General features: G+C 44.6%; 12 protein-coding genes and 1 riboswitch. Of the genes, 10 read left to right on the top strand and 2 right to left on the bottom strand.

The window, feature by feature from the left end:
* Positions 1-232 precede the first annotated feature (232 nt).
* The 3 genes from VM640_RS02735 (at position 233) to mnmL (ending at position 2,911) form a co-directional block, all read left to right on the top strand.
* Positions 233-1,381 (top strand): DVU0298 family protein, encoded by a 1,149-nt coding sequence (locus VM640_RS02735; protein WP_325389677.1) that lies wholly within the window; start codon positions 233-235, stop codon positions 1,379-1,381.
* Between the two features lie 87 nt (positions 1,382-1,468).
* On the top strand, positions 1,469-1,849 hold the full coding sequence (locus VM640_RS02730) for a VOC family protein (protein WP_325389674.1): 381 nt from the start codon (positions 1,469-1,471) through the stop codon (positions 1,847-1,849).
* 96 nt (positions 1,850-1,945) lie between these two features.
* A complete protein-coding gene (gene mnmL / locus VM640_RS02725) occupies positions 1,946-2,911 on the top strand; it encodes a tRNA modification radical SAM protein MnmL/YtqA (RefSeq protein WP_325389672.1) in 966 nt (321 codons plus the stop codon).
* 51 nt (positions 2,912-2,962) lie between these two features.
* Here mnmL and eam read toward each other — a convergent pair whose 3' ends face one another.
* The gene (gene eam, locus VM640_RS02720; RefSeq protein WP_325389670.1) at positions 2,963-4,204 is read right to left on the bottom strand and encodes a glutamate 2,3-aminomutase; all 1,242 of its coding nucleotides are present in this window, start codon (positions 4,202-4,204) and stop codon (positions 2,963-2,965) included.
* 92 nt (positions 4,205-4,296) lie between these two features.
* Positions 4,297-4,420, bottom strand: a riboswitch (cyclic di-AMP (ydaO/yuaA leader).
* 127 nt (positions 4,421-4,547) lie between these two features.
* On the opposite strand from eam, the gene VM640_RS02715 reads away from it, so the two are divergent.
* The 7 genes from VM640_RS02715 (at position 4,548) to VM640_RS02685 (ending at position 16,356) form a co-directional block, all read left to right on the top strand.
* On the top strand, positions 4,548-5,147 hold the full coding sequence (locus VM640_RS02715; RefSeq protein ID WP_325389668.1) for a GntR family transcriptional regulator: 600 nt from the start codon (positions 4,548-4,550) through the stop codon (positions 5,145-5,147).
* A 94-nt stretch (positions 5,148-5,241) separates the two neighbouring features.
* Positions 5,242-6,534 (top strand): histidine kinase, encoded by a 1,293-nt coding sequence (locus VM640_RS02710; RefSeq protein ID WP_325389681.1) that lies wholly within the window; start codon positions 5,242-5,244, stop codon positions 6,532-6,534.
* The gene (gene acpS / locus VM640_RS02705; protein ID WP_325389666.1) at positions 6,518-6,874 is read left to right on the top strand and encodes a holo-ACP synthase; all 357 of its coding nucleotides are present in this window, start codon (positions 6,518-6,520) and stop codon (positions 6,872-6,874) included. The genes VM640_RS02710 and acpS overlap by 17 nt, the downstream gene beginning before the upstream one ends.
* A gap of 16 nt (positions 6,875-6,890) precedes the next feature.
* A complete protein-coding gene (locus VM640_RS02700) occupies positions 6,891-8,462 on the top strand; it encodes an NAD(P)H-hydrate dehydratase (protein ID WP_325389664.1) in 1,572 nt (523 codons plus the stop codon).
* A 21-nt stretch (positions 8,463-8,483) separates the two neighbouring features.
* Positions 8,484-9,599 carry an alanine racemase gene (alr, locus tag VM640_RS02695; RefSeq protein ID WP_325389662.1) on the top strand — a complete coding sequence of 372 codons (1,116 nt, stop codon included), beginning with the start codon at positions 8,484-8,486 and terminating at the stop codon, positions 9,597-9,599.
* Between the two features lie 676 nt (positions 9,600-10,275).
* Positions 10,276-14,841, top strand: coding sequence for a glutamate synthase large subunit (gene gltB / locus VM640_RS02690; protein WP_325389660.1), 4,566 nt, complete (start codon positions 10,276-10,278; stop codon positions 14,839-14,841).
* A 30-nt stretch (positions 14,842-14,871) separates the two neighbouring features.
* On the top strand, positions 14,872-16,356 hold the full coding sequence (locus VM640_RS02685) for a glutamate synthase subunit beta (protein ID WP_325389658.1): 1,485 nt from the start codon (positions 14,872-14,874) through the stop codon (positions 16,354-16,356).
* Between the two features lie 149 nt (positions 16,357-16,505).
* Here VM640_RS02685 and asnB read toward each other — a convergent pair whose 3' ends face one another.
* Entirely contained in the window at positions 16,506-18,350 is a 1,845-nt protein-coding gene (asnB, locus tag VM640_RS02680) for an asparagine synthase (glutamine-hydrolyzing) (RefSeq protein ID WP_325389656.1), read from the bottom strand.
* Positions 18,351-18,618: the final 268 nt, after the last annotated feature.

Raw genomic sequence — 18,618 nt, 5'->3', positions numbered from 1 at the left:
GCATAAGTGCAACCAGCGGTTTTCGCTTTCCTACGATGAATGCGGTTAAGTTCGGCAGGATAAGGCGACTAAGGCCACCGCTTTGGCGCTGACCAAGTCTTCTATATCGCAAAGCTCGGCGAAAGCCGGGTTTTCTTTATTCGCATCTCTGTTTCTCTTCAATTCCCCATTTTCTCCGTTCCTAGCAAATGATATGATAAGGAAAGGAAAATAATGAAGGGAGAGAAGTTCTATGATTCGATCTGAACTCCAGCGTATTTTGTTAGAAAAGGATTGGCAACTGCTTCGGGAGAAGGCTGTGGAAGATCGCGGCATCGTGCAGCGACTGATGAGTAGAATCTTCGTAAAAGATGGCCTTCAGTTTTGGAGGGCTATTGAGGGATTAGGCATAGCTGCGCAAACGATTGAAGAGCATGAGCCCGGTTATGCGGTTGAGCTAGTTCGCCGCTATTTTGGGTCTTTGAATGAAGAATCCGGAGAAACTGCTTGGAACGCTGCTGAAGCGATTGGGAGTATTCTGGCGCATTGTCCAGATGAATGCGGACATTTTAATAGGATGTATTCCGGATTGCTCGCTGATGAGAGTTTAAATGAGGGAACACTTTGGGGGCTGGCCCAGTTGGCTGCGGTTGCGCCCGAACATGTTTTCCCATTGGCAGAGGCCGTCCTTCCTTTCCTGGAATCATCGAATCCGGAACTCCGCGGGCGGGCTTCTTTGGTCCAAGCCATCGTGGATGGGTGGGAAGAAAAGATTCCCGAGCCAATTGAAAAAGAACTGCAAGGTGATCAAGAGAAGATTGAGCTTTATTTCAATGAGCAACTTCAGGTTTATTCGATAGCGGAACTTTTTCAACCTCGAAAAGTTCACTATTGGCACGAGGATATGGAAACGAATAAATGGACGTGGACATTAACCGTGGCTTCGACCTCCCAAGGGTTATTCTGGGTAGGGTTGGGAGAGCCGGAAGTTGAAGAAAAGCACCTTCAAGCCTACCTAAAACGATGGTGTCCGCAAGCCTTCCTCGTAAAAAGAAGAGTCCCTAATGCTCAAGTAATCGAGCAACTTAAAGAATACTTCAGTGGTCAACGGCAATGTTTTACCCTTCCGCTGCATCAAATGGGAACTCCCTTTCAACTCAGCGTATGGGCGGAGTTGAGTAAGATCCCTTATGGCGTGACGTGTAGTTATGGAGATATTGCCCAACGCATCGGGAATCCGAAAGGTCAAAGAGCGGTGGGCATGGCCAATCATAATAACCCCATAGGCGTAATCGTTCCGTGTCATCGCGTGATCGGAAAAAGTGGAGCTCTTACCGGGTATGCCGGAGGAATTCACTTAAAGGAACGCTTAATTGTGCTGGAACAGCAGTCCTGTATATGAGCTAAGACATATTGGTAAAACGGTAAATGGAGAAGCTTTGTCTAAAGTAAGAGTCTGTTAATACGAAAAGCGAGAGGAAAGATGAGAATGAAAGAAAAAGATCTTTTTAGTGGGGTTGAACATATTGGCATAAAAACCCTTAAGATGGAGGAAGGAATCCGATTCTATTCGGAAGTTCTTGGTTTTGAATTTTTACAACGGACAAAACCGGGAAGTGTTGAGCTCGCTTTTCTCCGTCTGGGTGGAACGATTATTGAACTCGTTGAAATCAAAGAAGGTCAGAGGTTTGAGGATGGCGTGGTTAATCATTTAGCTCTGACTGTGTCCGATATTAGTAAGGCTATGGAATGGTTAAAACAAAACCAGGTCACCTTGCTGCAGGAGGAACCCCAATCCCTTGGCGAGGGAAGGTATAATTGCTTTTTCCGTGGCCCATCCGGGGAGAAACTGGAGTTATATCAAGAATAATAGGTTTACCTTTGAATATTTTCCAGATGTTTGATATTCTTAGTAAGGCTTTTCAACTTTTTTATTTTTTTACTCAAAGGGTGTGATCATAAAGGTATGAGATTTGAACAGTCTTCTACCTGGCAAAATGGGGAGAAGCGCTATAACACATTGAATCGACATCTGAGGGAGACCTTCGGTGAAAAAGTTTTCAAGGTTCCCTTGGATGTCGGTTTCACTTGCCCGAACCGAGATGGAACCAAAGGTTGGGGTGGCTGTATTTATTGTAGTTCTCGTGGTTCCGGAGATTTTGCTGGGGTAGTCTCGCATTCGATTGAACAACAATTCGATGAAGTCAAGGAAAGAATGGGCAAGAAATGGCCAAAAGCTCAATATTTGGCCTATTTTCAGGCCTATACTAATACTTATGCACCTGTTTCAGAACTCAGAAAGGTTTACGAAGAAGCACTCAAGCAGGAGGGAGTTGTCGGAATATCCATCGCAACTCGTCCCGATTGTTTGCCTCTAGAGGTATTGGATTATCTTGAAGAACTCAATCAAAGAACGTATCTTTGGGTCGAACTTGGCTTACAGAGTATCCATGACCGAACCATGGATTGGGTAAGAAGAGGACATACTTACGCCGAATTTTTAGAGGGTGTAGTTGCCCTTCGTGAGCGTGGAATCCGGGTCTGCGTTCATGTTATTCTAGGTTTTCCGGGGGAAACCTATGAGGATATGATGGCAACTGCTCACGCCGTAGCGAATCTACCTATTCAGGGAATTAAACTCCACTTGCTCCATGTTTTAAAGGGAACGCCCCTTGCTCAAATGTATGAAAAAGAGTCGTTTCCCTTACCAACGCGTGAAGAATATGTTTCACTCATAATCGATATGCTTGAACTTTTGCCCCCAGAAATGGTTATTCATCGTTTAACGGGTGACGGGGCACCAGGCGATCTAATTGCGCCCCTGTGGAGCCGTAAAAAATGGGAAGTCTTAAATTCAATTGATCAGGAACTGGTGAAGCGGGATACTTGGCAAGGAAAACTATACAACAAAAGGCTTGAAACACTAAAATAAGGGCCAGAATCGGCCCTTAAATGAAGTAGAAGTCGGGATTTTTAAATAATGTCAATGGTTAGGGTAATGAATGATATTTCCTTCCCAGGTTCGAAGGACAGCTTCTTGCTCATTTAAGGAGAGTAGATATTGAGGGAGAATTGGAGTTTTTCCACCTCCACCGGGAGCATTGATGATATAAGTAGGAATGGCTAAACCTGAAGTAAATCCTCTAAGTTTCTCCATAATCTCTAGACCATCCTCAATTTTAGGGATAAAATGACGTGTACCCTTAACATTTTTTGCTTGAAAGATATAGTAAGGACGAACCCTGATTTTCAAAAGTTCCTGATTTAACCGCAGCATGACATCGGGTTCATTATTAATATTTTTCAGGAGCACGGCTTGGTTACCCATAATTACACCCGCAGAAATAAGCTTATCCGTAGCCTTTTTGGCTTCTTCAGTCACTTCCTTGGGATGATTAAATTGGGTGTTGATATAAATCGGGGGATACTGCGCTAGAATTGAGCATAGCTCATCGGTGATGCGCATGGGAAGGGTAACCGGGACACGCGTGCCAATTCGTTTGATTTCAACATGGGGAATGGAGTGTAACTCGCTAAGCAGCCAATTAAGGGTAAGGTCACTAAGCATTAAGGCATCTCCCCCTGTGATTAAGACATCGCGGATTTCCGGATTGGCCCGGATATAGTCTAAAGCCGCTTGGAGTTGAGCGCGGGTTTCATGACTGTCAGTTTCACCAATGTTTCTTCGCCTTTGGCAATGCCGGCAATACATTGCACACATATTCGTGACATTGATAATTAACCGATCAGGATAACGACGCGTGATGCAGGGGGCCGGTGACGTGAATGCTTCACCCATGGGATCTTCTTCCCCGGTAGAATCGAGTAGCTCCTCAATCTGGGGAAGCCCTTGCAAACGAATGGGATCCCCAGGGTCAGCTGGGTCCATTAAGCTTAAATAATAGGGAGAGATGGCCCAGCGATAGGTTTCTCCAACTTTGAAAATATCTTGAGCTTCCTGATCGGTTAGAGGCAAGAGTTTTTGAAGGTCTGGTAAATCCTTAATCCGGTGTTCCATTTGCCAGTGCCAATCCCTCCAATCCTCAGGGGTGGCCTTTAAGGTGTTGAGAATTCGATCCCGGAATTTAAGGTATTCTTCTTTTAAAGCAAAGCCAGTAGGAATGCTCTCTTTGTGTTTCATATAAGGTAAAGCCTTTTGTTTAAGTTCATTTGCACGCTGCAAGGATTGTAATCTTTCGTTAAATTCCTTCGGCTCAACTGCCAAGGCATAGCCCCCTTTCGTATAGTGAAAAGATAAAAAAAGAGTCCAGCTTGTGGCCCCCTATGAGATTGAAAGTGATGATTCATGAATCAGTACTCGTGGTGCGTCATAGTTTACGAGGTTAGCTGACGGATTCGAGCGCACGCTCTACGCAAAATGCGATTCACCCCAAAATGTGGTTCCCCCGTTTTCCCTTAGGAAATTCGGCCTTATTTATTTAGTTGTAATTGGTTACTAACAACTCTATAATAACATGGGGGTTGTTAGTAGTCAACGGGATTGAAGAGGAAATAGTTGGTAATAATATTTAAATAAGTTATATATTTTCAAGGAGTGAATTGTAAAAATGGAACAGTCACGTTATCAGGAAATTGCCCTCGATATTGCTCATTCGATCGTGATGAGTGAATATCGGGAAGGGGAAAGAATACATGGTCGATCAACGTTGGCGGGCAGGTATAATGTTTCTCCGGAAACTATCCGCCGCTCAATTGCGATATTGCAAAATGCGGGCGTTGTCATGGTGAATCAAGGGATCGGAATTACCGTTACATCCAAGAGTCAGGCAGAAAAATTTCTGCGGACCTTTGACCAGAAAGCGGAAATTCAGGTTTTCCTTGAGGAATTGAAACAGTTCATCCATAAACGTCAACAACTTGATTTACAGATTGAGGGACATTTAAATAAGATTTTAATTTATACTGATCGTATGATGTCCCGTTGGATGGATGTAGCCGAAGTTGAAGTGGATAAGGATTCTGAAGCTGCTGGAAAAACACTAGCCGAATTAAAGATTCGCGAACAGACAGGTCTTACAGTTGTTGCCGTTGTTCGTAGCGGTATTGAACAATTCTCACCTGGTGGCGGATTCGTGATCGAGGCAAGGGATGTACTCCTAGTCGTTGGGGAAGAGCAAGGAAGAGAAAAACTCCAAGAAATCCTTTAATAAATACAGGAAGTCGCATCTCGCTGTCGAACTCTTAAGATTATCCATTGGCTAATTTAATTAAGTTTTCTTAAGGATGAGAGGGATGCGACTTATGGTTTGGCGGTTTTTGCTAGTTTTAGGGGCAGAACTCGTGATTAGTTTGGCTTCCCAGAAATTCGGACTTTTGCTGTTTTTTTTGATCGGTGATACTCTTTATTTGCTCGTGGATTCTGAACGTCAACGACGGCGAATTAGACGTCTAACCACGGAACGCAATGCCGAAATCAGCGTCAAGATTGCTAACGAAACTCTCCCATATCTTCGGAGTGGTCTCAATGAGCAGAACGCTGAATTTATGGCTAAAATCATCCAAGAGATAGGTCAAGTCGCCGCTGTTTCGATCACAGACTGTACGAAGCAACTGGCTTATTTAGGTGTGGGATGTGATCAGCATCATCCCGGTGATAAGATTTTAACGGAAGCAACCCAGGAGGTTATCCGGACCGGGAACTATAAAATTGTCCATACGCAAAAGGAATTAAACTGTCCGCGTCAGAATAGCTGTGATTGTCCAATCGCAGCTGCAGTCGTTGTGCCTTTACATTGTCAGGGAAAAGTTGTTGGAACAGTGAAACTCTACGAAACTAAAGATGGGCATCTTTCCCCTGATCTGATTCGGCTTGCTTTGGGAATGGCCCAACTTCTCGGTGTTCAGATTGAACTGGCAGAACTGGATCACCAGGCCAAACTGACGACAGAAGCTCAACTTGATGCTTTACAGGCTCAGATCAATCCTCATTTTCTCTTTAATGTACTTAACACGATTATCACCACAAGCCGGACTAACCCGAACCGTTCGCGACGTCTACTCATTTATCTTTCTGAATTTTTCCGTTGGGCGATGAAATCGAAAGGAACGCTAATTCCGCTAGAGGAAGAGCTAAAATTTGTTCATACATATTTAATCTTGGAAAAAGCGCGCTTTGGACGAAAACTTCAGGTTAAAAGTCAGATTCCCAAGGAACTGATGAATGCGGAGATTCCTCGTTTAAGTCTGCAACCGCTGGTGGAGAATGCTGTAAAGCATGGAATTACGCCCAAGATTGGCAATGGGACGGTATGGATTGAAGTGGAAGAAAAAGAAAATAAGTTGTATATTTGTGTTCGGGATGATGGAATGGGGATTCCCCAGGAGCGGCTTTCCGAGGTACTGAAACCAGGGGTAGGTTCAGGCAATGGAGTCGGTATGGCGAATGTCCATGAGCGACTACGCGGTTTATATGGTGAGGAATATGGACTGCAGATTGAAAGCGTGCTTGGGCAGGAGACGACAGTGAAGATGCATTTGCCTTTAACATTTATTCAATCTAATGGGGGTCTTAAAGCCGATGTACCCAGGAATTGATATCATAAAAATTGAACGATTTGCTCAAGCGTGTGATCGTAGGCCCAGGATTCGTGAAAGGCTATTTACGGAACGCGAGCGAGCAGATCTTAATGATCGCCCAACTTCCAGTTGGGCTGCACGTTTTGCTGGGAAAGAAGCCGTTCTTAAGAGTTTAGGAACTGGATTGACTGGACTTTCCTGGTATGATGTTGAGATACTGACAGAAAAAAGCGGCGAACCTCGCGTTTATTTGAGTCTTAAGGCAAAAGACTTGGCGCAGAAACGAAATGGCTCAATCGTTCGCATAAGTTTATCCCACGAACAGGAATATGCAATCGCGATGGCTATTTTGGTGTAAGAGGGAGGCGAAAGATATGCAGGTCGTCAGTGCTCAGCAAATGCGCGAAATCGAAAAAGAAGCGATTGAAGCGTACGGAATTCCCAGTCTGCTTTTGATGGAAAATGCGGCGTTAGCTGTCGTCCGGGAGATTCAACAAACCTTAGTTAAAATGAATTCTAAAGGGAGTTGTAAGGTCATCGTTCTCGTGGGGAAAGGAAACAATGGCGGAGACGGGTTAGCGGTTGCTCGCCATCTTCTGATTTCGGGAATGGATGTCACGGTTCTATCCTTTGCCAAAACGGAGGAATTCCGCGGGGATGCAGCTTTGAATTGTCGCTTATATCAAAAAGCTGGAGGTCGTTTTTTCCTGATCGAGGGAGAAAAACAACTGCGTTCAACGCGTTTGGCCTTAAATCAAGCTGACGTTATTGTCGATGCCATTTATGGAACGGGATTGCGCGGTGCGCTTCCTAGCTTAGTGGAAGAGTATGTTGAAGAGGTTAATCAAACTCAGGCTTGGGTTATTGCGGTCGATATTCCGAGCGGGATCGAAGCAGATACGGGAAAGGTCTATCGAAGCGCCATCCGTGCTCAGACAACGGTGACCTTTGGACTTCCGAAGCTTGGGCATTTCCTCGGCAAAGGCCCGGAGTACGTAGGTCGCTTGATCGTTGATCCGATCTCGATTCCCGATAAATTTCTCGAACAAGAGGAAGTCGCTACCTTTGTTCTAACTGAGGACGCGGTGCAAGCGTTTTTACCGGTGAGGACCCTTCAAGGGCATAAAGGAACGCATGGCAAAGGCGTGCTGGTTGCCGGATCGCCGGGAATGACCGGGGCTGCGATCTTAGCCGGAAGATCTGCCTTACGGTGTGGTATCGGGCTGTTACAGATCGTTACCCCACAAGCAGCAGCTTTCCAGATCGATATGGGGCTTACCGAAGCGACTATCTGGCCAGTTGAAGGACAAAATACACTGGATCATCGAGCGTGGCCGATTATTACGGAAAAATGCCAAACAGCTCAGGCCTTGGCGATTGGACCAGGACTAGGCCAGAATCAGGACTTCATTCCGGTTCTCGAGGACGTCTTGCGCACACTCGAATTACCCGTTATATTAGACGCGGATGCCTTAAATCTGATCGCCCAAGAACCTGGAATCTTGGGGTGGCGTCAAAGAAGAGGACCTTTGCTTATGACCCCTCATCCAGGGGAAATGGCCAGACTTTGTGGTTGCTCAGTCCAGGAAATTGAAGATAATCGCTTAGAAATAACCTTAAATAAAGCCGTCGAATGGGGCGCTATTCTTGTTTTAAAAGGGGCTATCACCGTGATCGCGAGTCCTGATGGACGTGCTTTTCTTAATCCAACAGGAAATCCGGGATTAGGGACGGGAGGAACAGGGGATGTTCTGACCGGGAGTATCCTCGCCTGGTTGGCTCAAGGCGTACCGCCGTTAGAAGCGGCTTGTCTGGGAGTGTATCTGCATGGAAAGGCAGCGGACGAATTAGCCCAGGACGTGGGTTGGTCCGGGTTTACAGCCACAGAGGTTGCTGATCAGTTGGCCAAAACGCGTCGGTCGCTGGAATTGACCGAAAAAGGATAGCCTTGAGGAGGAAGAAATACGATGGAAAACGCACGCCCAGTATGGGCTGAAGTGGATTTATCTGCTTTAAAACGAAACTATGAACGGATTAAGGCTTATACCCAAAGTGAGATCATGCCGATTGTGAAAGCTGATGCCTATGGCCATGGGGCGATTCCAGTGGCGAAAACACTTTTTGAGGCAGGTGCACGCCGATTTGGAGTAGCTATGCTGGAGGAAGCTCTGGAAATTAAACACGCGTTTCCATCAGTTAAAGTTATGACGATTGGATATATGCCCGTTGATTTTGCACGTACGATCGTCCAGGAGGATATTATCACCGGCGTTTATCAATACGCACAGGCCGAGGCTTTGTCAGAGGCAGCGCTCGCTGAAGGAAAAAAGGCGACGATTCATTTGAAAATTGATACGGGCATGGGGAGAATCGGCTTTCGGAAGGACACCTATCAGGAGATTCTTCGGATAGCCGAACTACCAAATCTTTTTATTGAAGGGATTTACACCCATTTCGTAAATTCAGATCAGCTGGACTTGAGCTTTGCCCGTGAACAGCTCAAAGAATTCTTAGACCTCTGTACGCGTTTGCAAACGCAGGGAATTAATATACCAATCCGGCACGCTGCGAACAGTGCTGCCATTCTTCAGTTTCCCGAAGCTCATCTTGATCTGGTCCGTCCAGGAATTATTCTTTATGGCTTACCACCCTCTCAGCAAGTGGGGGGCAATTCAGGTTTTGAGCCAGTCATGACCTGGAAAGCTCGGATTGCTCATATCAAAGAGATCGAAGCAGGAGAGACTGTGAGCTACGGGCGTACGTTTAGGGCTGCCTACCCCACTCGAGTGGCCACTGTACCCGTAGGCTATGCTGATGGGTTACATCGCGCACTTTCCAATCGCGGCGAAATGCTTGTCAACGGCAGAAGAGCAGCAATAATTGGCCGGGTTTGTATGGATCAAACTATGTTAGATATTACGAAGATTCCTGGAATTGAAGTGGGAAGTCTAGTGACACTACTTGGCTCTGACGGCTATGAACGGATTGATGCTTCAGAGATGGCTAGATGGTTAGAGAGCATTAATTACGAAGTTGTATGTGATATATCCAAGCGTGTTCCTCGCGTATATATTGAGGAATAAAGGAAACTTTAGAACACTCCCTATAAATTCGTTGGAAAATCGCTGGGCGAATTAATTTACGTGCGAGATATGGGCTTAGTGTGATGGCGATTAAAAAAGGGGATGCGGTTAATGTCGCCCCGGAGCAGATGCACAGATTGAAGAAAAGGATATTCTCGTGGTCGTAAGTAGTAATGAAGCCGTTAGCAAACTTCCAGAGTAGTCCACGAAAATGGCAAGCCTCGAGATTTTAATTAAGAGAGTAATGATGATTAACACCAAAAGAAGTCTTAGACCAGAGTGGCAATTATCCACCATCAAGGTCTAAGACTTCTTTTAATTTGGTCTATCGAAAAACTTAACCTACCTCCTTGTTTATGATAGATTAAGTATTATTGAGAGCTCCTCCTTAAGATATCCTGAGCTAACCGTTCCCTTGATATAGTTTAACATTAAAGTGCTTGAGAAGATAATATTAAACATGTGTTATACAAGATTTGATTTCCATACTTATATATTGTATACATGGCATAAAACAGTTGAATTTAGGGGCGGACTTATGTTAACTTAAAATTAGCTTAATAATGTAGAGCAAAGGCGCTCAAAAGAGTTTTGTACTTTTAGATTAAGGTATATTTTCTTGAAAGCACCTTTTTGTTTATAAAATATTTATAAATTTCAACGAAGGGTGAGTAATATGCAAAGTTATGGTTTGCCAAAGAAACAGGGCCTTTACGATCCGGCCTTAGAACATGATGCATGTGGTATGGGGTTTGTTGTTAATATCAAGGGTGAGAAGTCTCATGAAATTATAGATGAAGCTTTAACGGTATTGGAAAATTTAAGTCATCGAGGGGCAAGCGGAGCAGATGAAAATACAGGCGACGGTGCTGGAATACTGATCCAGATACCTCACGATTTCTTCAAAAGAGAATGCGATGTTCTGGGTTTTGATTTGCCGGAAAAAGGAAACTACGGCGTAGGTATGATATTTGCCCATAAGTATGAGGATTTCCGAAAAACACAGATGGAAACCTTTGAAAAAATTGTTCAGGAGGAAGGTCAAAAGATCCTGGGCTGGAGAGAAGTTCCAATCGATAAGACGAGAATTGGCGAAAGCGCAAAAGCTGTAATGCCCAGATTCATCCAGGTTTTTATCGAAAAAGATGAGTGTATCTCAGATGAAATGGATTTTGAAAGAAAGCTTTATATCATCAGAAAACGAGCAGAAAAGGCTATTATTCCGATGTGTGAAGATAAAGGAGGCACCTTCTATGTTGCCAGCCTTTCATCAAAAACCATTGTCTATAAAGGCATGCTTACAGCCGAACAGCTTAGAAATTTCTATCTTGACCTTTCCGATCTTGATTTTGTATCAGCGCTAGCGATGGTCCATTCACGGTTCAGCACCAATACCTTCCCTAGTTGGGAGAGAGCACATCCTAACCGATATATCGTCCACAACGGTGAAATTAATACAATTAGAGGTAACGTAAACTGGATGAGGGCGAGACAGAAATGTATCGATTCACCCCTTTTTGAGGATATCACAAAAGTCTTCCCGATCGTCGACGAGTCAGGCAGTGATTCTGCGATGTTTGACAATAGCCTTGAATTTCTTCATCTTACCGGCAGGTCGCTTCCTCACGTGGTGATGATGATGATTCCTGAACCCTGGGAAAAGAATGAACTGATGTCCAAGGAAAAGAAGGCCTTTTACGAATTCAACAACTTTTTAATGGAGCCTTGGGATGGTCCCGCTGCCATGGGTTTTACTGATGGTGTAGTTATCGGCGGAGTACTCGATAGAAACGGACTCCGACCTTCAAGGTATTATGTAACAAAAGATGACAAGGTTGTTCTGGCCTCAGAGGTCGGGGTAATTGACATTAAGCCTGAAAATGTAAAATATAAAGGCAGGCTGGAACCGGGTAAAATGTTGCTTATCGATACCCAAGCGCAGAGAATCATTTCCGATGAAGAAATAAAGAAAAGCGTATCGATGTTGCATCCTTATGAAGAATGGAACAACAGACATATCGTTAAACTCAGCGACATTGCTGTTGAGAAAGTGAAAGAAGAGAAGGTAAGGGAAGACCTTATTCAGCAGCAGAAAGCCTTTGGATATACTTTTGAGGATATAGCTAAAACCATACAGCCAATGGCGATCGATGGCAAAGATCCTATAGGTGCTATGGGGATGGATTCGCCGCTGGCTGTATTATCTGAGAAACCCCAGATGTTGTACCTTTACTTCAAACAGCTTTTTGCCCAGGTCACCAATCCTCCGATCGACGGAATCAGGGAAGATATAGTTACTTCAAGCAGTATGCTGCTTGGGGATACTGGAAATCTGCTGGATCCTGATCAGGGGAATTCAGTTAGCCTATTTCTGGAGCAACCAATACTGACCAATGATCAACTTAAGACAATCAAGCATCTGAATAATGACAAGTTCAAGGCCGCTACTTTTTCCATACTTTATCAAGCCTCAGAAGGGGTAAAATCGATGGAAAAGGCTTTAGACAGGATTTTCCGAGAAGCTGATAAAGCGATCAGTGAAGGGGCCAATATTATTATCCTCTCAGACAGGGGCGTAGATGAGAAGCATGCAGCAATCCCCGCACTTTTGGCTTCCTCAGGACTCCATCACCACCTGATCAGAAGAGAGATCAGGACTAATTTGGGGATAGTGCTGGAATCCGGTGAGCCAAGAGAAGTGCATCATTTCTGTACTCTTATTGGTTATGGAGTCACTGCAATCAATCCGTATCTAGCCTATGAAACCATTAAGGATCTCTCTGAAAAGGGGCAGTTGGATGGACTGAGTTATGAAGAGGGTAAAAAGAACTTTATTAAGGCTTCGGTCAACGGCGTTCTTAAAGTACTATCGAAAATGGGTATTTCTACAATGCATAGCTACCACGGAGCCCAAATCTTCGAGGCGGTAGGGCTTAAAAAGGACCTCATCGATAAGTATTTCACGATGACACCTTCCAGACTGGAAGGTATTGGACTTGAAGAAATTGCTGTGGAAAATCAAATGCGGCATGAAAGTGCCTATGACGAAAATTCACCTTATACGGACACCCTTGAAGTAGGTGGATATTTCCAGTGTAAGGAGGATGGGGAAATTCATCTCTACAATCCCGAAACCATCTACGAGCTTCAGAGTGCATGTAGGGAAGGAAACTATACGCTCTTTAAGGACTACTCTAAAAAGATAAATGAAGAAGGAATATATACCTTAAGGGACCTCCTTGATTTCAAGTACAATGTAGGGGACACAATTCCGATTGAAGAAGTTGAACCGGTTGATTTAATAGTCAAAAAGTTTAAGACCGGAGCTATGTCCTACGGCTCCATTAGCAAGGAGGCCCACGAGTGTCTTGCGATCGCCATGAACAGACTTGGTGGTAAAAGCAACACGGGTGAAGGCGGGGAAGACAGCGAAAGATTCAAGGTCATGGCCAACGGGGACTCTAAGAAAAGCGCCATCAAGCAGGTTGCCTCAGGACGTTTTGGTGTTACCAGCAACTATCTTGTGAATGCTCAAGAGATACAAATCAAAATGGCTCAGGGAGCAAAGCCCGGTGAAGGCGGTCAGCTTCCAGGAAGAAAGGTTTACCCAGAGATTGCCAAGGTAAGGCATTCAACTCCGGGCGTAGATTTGATTTCACCTCCGCCGCACCATGATATCTATTCGATCGAAGATCTTGCTGAACTTATCCTTGACCTGAAAAGTGCCAATAAGGATGCGCGTATTAACGTCAAGCTTGTTTCTGAAGTCGGTGTAGGGACAATCGCTGCAGGGGTAGCGAAAGGAAAAGCGGATGTCATTTTGATCAGCGGATACGATGGAGGGACTGGAGCCTCACCAAGAACAAGCATTAGAAATGCAGGGCTTCCCTGGGAACTTGGGCTTGCTGAGACTCATCAGACTTTGGTTCTAAACAAGCTGAGAGATAGGGTAGTTCTAGAAACGGACGGAAAGCTGCTTTCAGGTAGAGATGTCGTCATTGCGGCAATGCTTGGAGCAGAGGAATTCGGATTTGCGACAACGCCGCTTATTGCCATGGGATGTGTCATGATGAGGGTGTGTAATCTCAACACATGCCCTGTAGGGATAGCCACTCAAGATAAAAATTTAAGGAAGAACTTTACAGGCAAGCCTGAGTATGTTGAGAACTTCATGAGATTTATCGCTCAGGAAATGCGCGAAATCATGGCTAAACTGGGCTTTAAGACAATTAATGAAATGGTTGGACGTTCAGATCGACTGAAAACCAAGGAGAATATAAAGCACTGGAAGGCAGCACACTTGGATCTGTCCCAGATTCTCTATCAACCATATGCTGGTTCCGATGTCAGCCGATTCAACACCCATTCGCAAAAGCATATGCTGGATGAATCAATGGATATCAAGAAGCTTCTCCGCATCTGTAAACCGGCACTGGAGAACAAGAAACCCATCAGGGCAAAACTAAAAATCAATAATGTAGACCGAGTGGTCGGAACAATCATCGGAAGCGAAATTTCAAAGAGATACGGCGAAAATGGGCTTCCCGAGGATACGATCAGGCTTACCTTTGTAGGATCGGCCGGACAAAGTTTTGGTGCATTTACTCCGCAAGGAATGTCCCTTGAACTAGAAGGAGATTCAAACGACTATATAGGAAAAGGTCTTTCAGGCGGTAAAATTATTGTGTATCCCCCAAAAGCTTCTGACTATAAGCCTGAGGAAAATATCTTGATCGGAAATGTCGCCTTCTATGGGGCAACTTCAGGGGAAGCCTATATCAATGGGATAGCAGGAGAAAGGTTCTGCGTAAGGAATAGCGGAGTTAAAGCGGTTGTTGAAGGCGTGGGTGACCATGGCTGCGAATATATGACAGGAGGTAAAGTGGTTATCCTGGGCAAAACAGGGAGAAATTTTGCCGCCGGGATGTCGGGCGGTATAGCCTACATTCTGGATTTTGACGAAATATACTGCAACAAGTCGATGGTAACGCTGGAGAAAATCGACTCCGAAGATGAGATGAACGAAATCAAGAAAATGATTGAGAAGCATGTGGAGTACACAGACAGTCCTCAGGGTAGGAAAGTTCTTGATGACTGGAAAAACTCTTCTCTGAGATTCACCAAGGTTATACCGAAAGATTACAAACGTATGCTTGAAAACATTGATAACGCTCACAAGGCAGGTTTAAGCGGCGAAGAAGCCTTGATGGCCGCATTTGAAGAGAACTTTAAAAAGGTTTGAGAGACTTAAGGAAATTAAGGTGGGACTAAAATGGGAAAAGCAACTGGATTTTTAGAGTATGAAAGAATGAATCCGAAGAAACGACCTCCAGAAGAACGAATCAAAGATTGGAATGAACTAAGGCTTCCGATGGATCCTGAGGTTGTAAAATCTCAGGGTGCGCGATGTATGAATTGTGGAGTTCCTTTCTGTCATGGCGGTGTACTATTAAAAGGTATGGTTTCAGGATGCCCTCTGCACAATCTTATTCCGGAATGGCATGAACTAATATATAAGGGTCAGTGGGAGGACGCTTACAAAAGGTTGACAAGAACCAGCCCTTTCCCGGAATTTACGTCAAGAGTATGTCCCGCGCCCTGCGAAGGTGCATGTACAGAAGGCCATATCATGGAGTCTGTTACGATTAACAATATTGAATATGAGATTATTGAGAAAGCCTTTGCCGAAGGCTGGGTAGTACCCAAAAAAGCCAAAGCCACAGGAAAGAAAATCGCTGTTGTCGGTTCAGGCCCTTCAGGGATGTCAACTGCCTACTACTTAAATGTTGTAGGACATGACGTGACAGTCTACGAAAGAAACGATAGAGCCGGCGGACTCATGATGTATGGGATTCCCAACATGAAGCTTGAAAAAAGAATTGTTGAAAGACGTCTCAAGCTGATGAAAGAATCAGGAATCCAATTTGTTTTGAATACAGAGGTGGGCAAGGACATCCCTGCTCAGAAATTACTGGATACGTATGATGCGGTTATGTTGTGTACGGGTGCAACTAAGGCGCGGGGACTTGATGTAGAAGGCAAAGAGCTGAAGGGGGTTCACTTTGCGGTAGATTTCTTGAAGGCCAATACCAAAAGCCTCCTTGATACCAATCATAAGGATGGTAACTATATCAACGCCAAAGGTAAGAATGTCATCATCATTGGCGGAGGGGATACAGGAACGGACTGTGTAGCAACCTCGATAAGGCATGGCTGCAAGAGTGTTTATCAGTTTGAAATCATGCCTGAACCCCCTGCTAAGAGAATCGAAGCATCGAATCCTTGGCCCGAATGGCCGAAGAAGCTTAAAGTCGACTACGGTCAAGAAGAGGCCATAAGTTTGTATGGAAAGGATCCGAGGAATTACCTTATATCCACGAAAAAGATTATGGGCAATGAGAACGGCGAGGTTAAGGAGGTCCATACTGTAGAAATAACTTGGGTCAAAAATGACTCAGGTCGATTAGTACCGCAGGAAGTTCCGGGTAGCGAAAAAGTCTGGGAAGCTGACCTTGTACTTTTGGCCATGGGGTTTCTAGGTCCAGAAGATACGATTTCCAATGAGCTTAAGCTGGAGAGAGATGCTCGAAGCAATGTAAAAGCGGAATTCGAAGTGTTTGAGACTAACGTTGAGAAGGTATTCGCTGCAGGCGATACGAGAAGGGGTCAAAGCCTCGTTGTCTGGGCTCTCCAGGAAGGAAAGCTAGCCGCAAGGGAAGTCGATAAATACCTCATGGGTAAAAGCGTGATTAAATAAGTAAGTAAAGCGAGCCCGTAACACCTATTCATGGTGTTACGGGCTCGCTTGTAAGCAGAACTCATGTCGCTTCCGCTAGCTTGCTAGCTTTACCTCCGACGTTCACGACGTACTTCTGCTCTCTAAAACAAGGTACCTGTCCCTTAGTTTCAAACGATGTTTATCTGGTACTCCTCAAACCAGTAATCCAGCTGAATAAGCCACGCAATCAACTGGGGAGTGCCCATGAGTTGCCCGAACCAGGTCTCATTTCCAGGGTTCATTAACCGATCTAAGATATCGTTTTGTAAGAGCTCAGGAAGTACTCCACTTCCTGAGGTAAGACGCTTTTTGAAGAGGTTGAGTACTAGTTCTTCGTAGAGTGGGTTATGGGTTTTAGGATAGGGACTTTTCTTGCGATTGAGGATTTTTTCCGGAAGATAGTCTTTCATCGCTTCACGGAGAAGCGCTTTTTCTACACCATTTTTGAACTTGATCTCCCAGGGGACATTGAATACATACTCGACCAAACGATGATCTGCAAAGGGAACTCTGACTTCGAGTCCAGACGCCATGCTCATCCGATCTTTGCGCTCAAGAAGGGAGGTCATAAAGTAGTTAATGGACAGCCAACTTGCGATGCGTGAATTCCTCATACTTTCGGATTCGTCAGGAAGGATGGGGCAATTATTGACACTTCTTTTGTAAATTTCAGAAGTATATTCTAAGCCCTCCGTGGGTCGCACAATCTCTGGTTTGAACAAATTGATGCGAGCTTGCGGATCGTGGATCCAGGGGAAGAAGCCACGGGTGAGCATCTCAGGGCGATAGAACCAAGGATACCCACCAAAGATTTCATCAGAACACTCGCCGGACAAAGCAACTGTATGCTGGGCTTTGACTTGCCGGCAGTAATAGAGAAGGGACGAGTCGATATCGGCCATCCCAGGATAGTCTCGATATTTCACAGCATCCAATAAGAGTTCAACAAGTTCTTCACTTTTGGCGGTTAAGATAGTGTGGTTAGTATTTAAGTATTGAGCCAGATAAACTGCATAGTCATCATCACTTTGGGGTTGGAAAAGGGTCTGGTGGAAATTCTCTCGATTTCCTTCATGCTCAAAGGAATAGGTGGAAAGCTGTTTGCCTTCCCGTTTATATTTCTCCACTGCGACGGCAGTTATGACAGAGGAATCGAGCCCTCCGGAAAGGAACGTACATAGGGGAACATCTGATACCAGCTGGCGCTCAATAGTATCGACCAATAACCTTTGGGTTGTTTCCACGATAGTTGCTTCGTTGTCCGTGTTTTGAAGAGCTTGTAAAGCCCAATACTTTGATATTTTTAGGCCATTTCTCTGGGTACTCGGCGTAAATAAAGCGTGTGAGGCTGGAGGAAGTTCGTAAATGTCCTTAAAGATTGCTGTACCCTCTTCTTTGGCTGGCATCATATAGAGGAGTTGCCATAATCCATAAATATCGAGTTGACGTTTGACTTGGGGGTGTTTGAAGAGCGCTTTGATTTCTGAAGCAAAGAGGAGAGTGTCATCGACGAACGTATAAAATAAGGGTTTAATTCCAAAGCGATCTCTAGATAGATAGGCTCTCTTTTCTTTGGCGTCGTAAATGACAAAGGCAAAGATTCCATTAAGCTTGTTCGAGCAGTTTTCTCCCCAAATGATGTAGGAATAGAGGACAACTTCAGTATCACAATACGTTTTAAACTCTACCCCATAAGTGCGGAGTTCGTTGCGCAGTTCATCGGTATTGTAGAGCTCACCGTTGTAAACGATGGTGTACTCGTACCCCTTGTGAATCGCAGTCATAGGTTGTTGTCCGTTCTCAATGTCGATAATCGCTAGTCGATTATGTTGAAAAGCAAAAAAATCTCCAGAGGAAATACCGTTCTGGTCAGGACCTCTGTGAGCGAGTTCTTTTCCCATGGAAGTTAAGATGTCTAAATCATTTGGGGATATTCTCTTTGAAAAATTCAGTAAGCCAAGAATAGAACACATAGCACACACCTCGCACCTCGTGAAGATGACAAAGAGCACTCAAGTCAGAGTACCTCTTTGTCTCTTATTTAATATATGCAGGGCAGGGGTAGGTGTGCCTAAAAATTAATATTTTACGTGGAAACGGGGGAACCGTCCCTGCGTTTCCTGGTGGAGTGATACCTGTATTGACATACGACTTGCTTAAAGTATTTGATTATTATAGGTTTTATCTTTAAAAATCGGGGATTTAGGTATAGAACAAAGGCGTCTTAAGGACCCTAAGAAG

The sequence above is a fragment of the Desulfitobacterium sp. genome (genome assembly GCF_035539115.1).
Lineage (GTDB): Bacteria > Bacillota > Desulfitobacteriia > Desulfitobacteriales > Desulfitobacteriaceae > Desulfitobacterium_A.
Note: the sequence above shows the minus strand (reverse complement) of the source record. Positions and strands in the feature narration are given on the sequence as shown.

Coding starts and splice junctions, on each gene's coding strand:
- asnB (WP_325389656.1), bottom strand. CDS start 18,350: ATGTGTTCTATTCTTGGCTTACTGAATTTTTCAAAGAGAATATCCCCA.
- VM640_RS02710 (WP_325389681.1), top strand. CDS start 5,242: ATGGTTTGGCGGTTTTTGCTAGTTTTAGGGGCAGAACTCGTGATTAGT.
- VM640_RS02700 (WP_325389664.1), top strand. CDS start 6,891: ATGCAGGTCGTCAGTGCTCAGCAAATGCGCGAAATCGAAAAAGAAGCG.
- gltB (WP_325389660.1), top strand. CDS start 10,276: ATGCAAAGTTATGGTTTGCCAAAGAAACAGGGCCTTTACGATCCGGCC.
- mnmL (WP_325389672.1), top strand. CDS start 1,946: ATGAGATTTGAACAGTCTTCTACCTGGCAAAATGGGGAGAAGCGCTAT.
- acpS (WP_325389666.1), top strand. CDS start 6,518: ATGTACCCAGGAATTGATATCATAAAAATTGAACGATTTGCTCAAGCG.
- VM640_RS02730 (WP_325389674.1), top strand. CDS start 1,469: ATGAAAGAAAAAGATCTTTTTAGTGGGGTTGAACATATTGGCATAAAA.
- VM640_RS02685 (WP_325389658.1), top strand. CDS start 14,872: ATGGGAAAAGCAACTGGATTTTTAGAGTATGAAAGAATGAATCCGAAG.
- alr (WP_325389662.1), top strand. CDS start 8,484: ATGGAAAACGCACGCCCAGTATGGGCTGAAGTGGATTTATCTGCTTTA.
- VM640_RS02735 (WP_325389677.1), top strand. CDS start 233: ATGATTCGATCTGAACTCCAGCGTATTTTGTTAGAAAAGGATTGGCAA.
- VM640_RS02715 (WP_325389668.1), top strand. CDS start 4,548: ATGGAACAGTCACGTTATCAGGAAATTGCCCTCGATATTGCTCATTCG.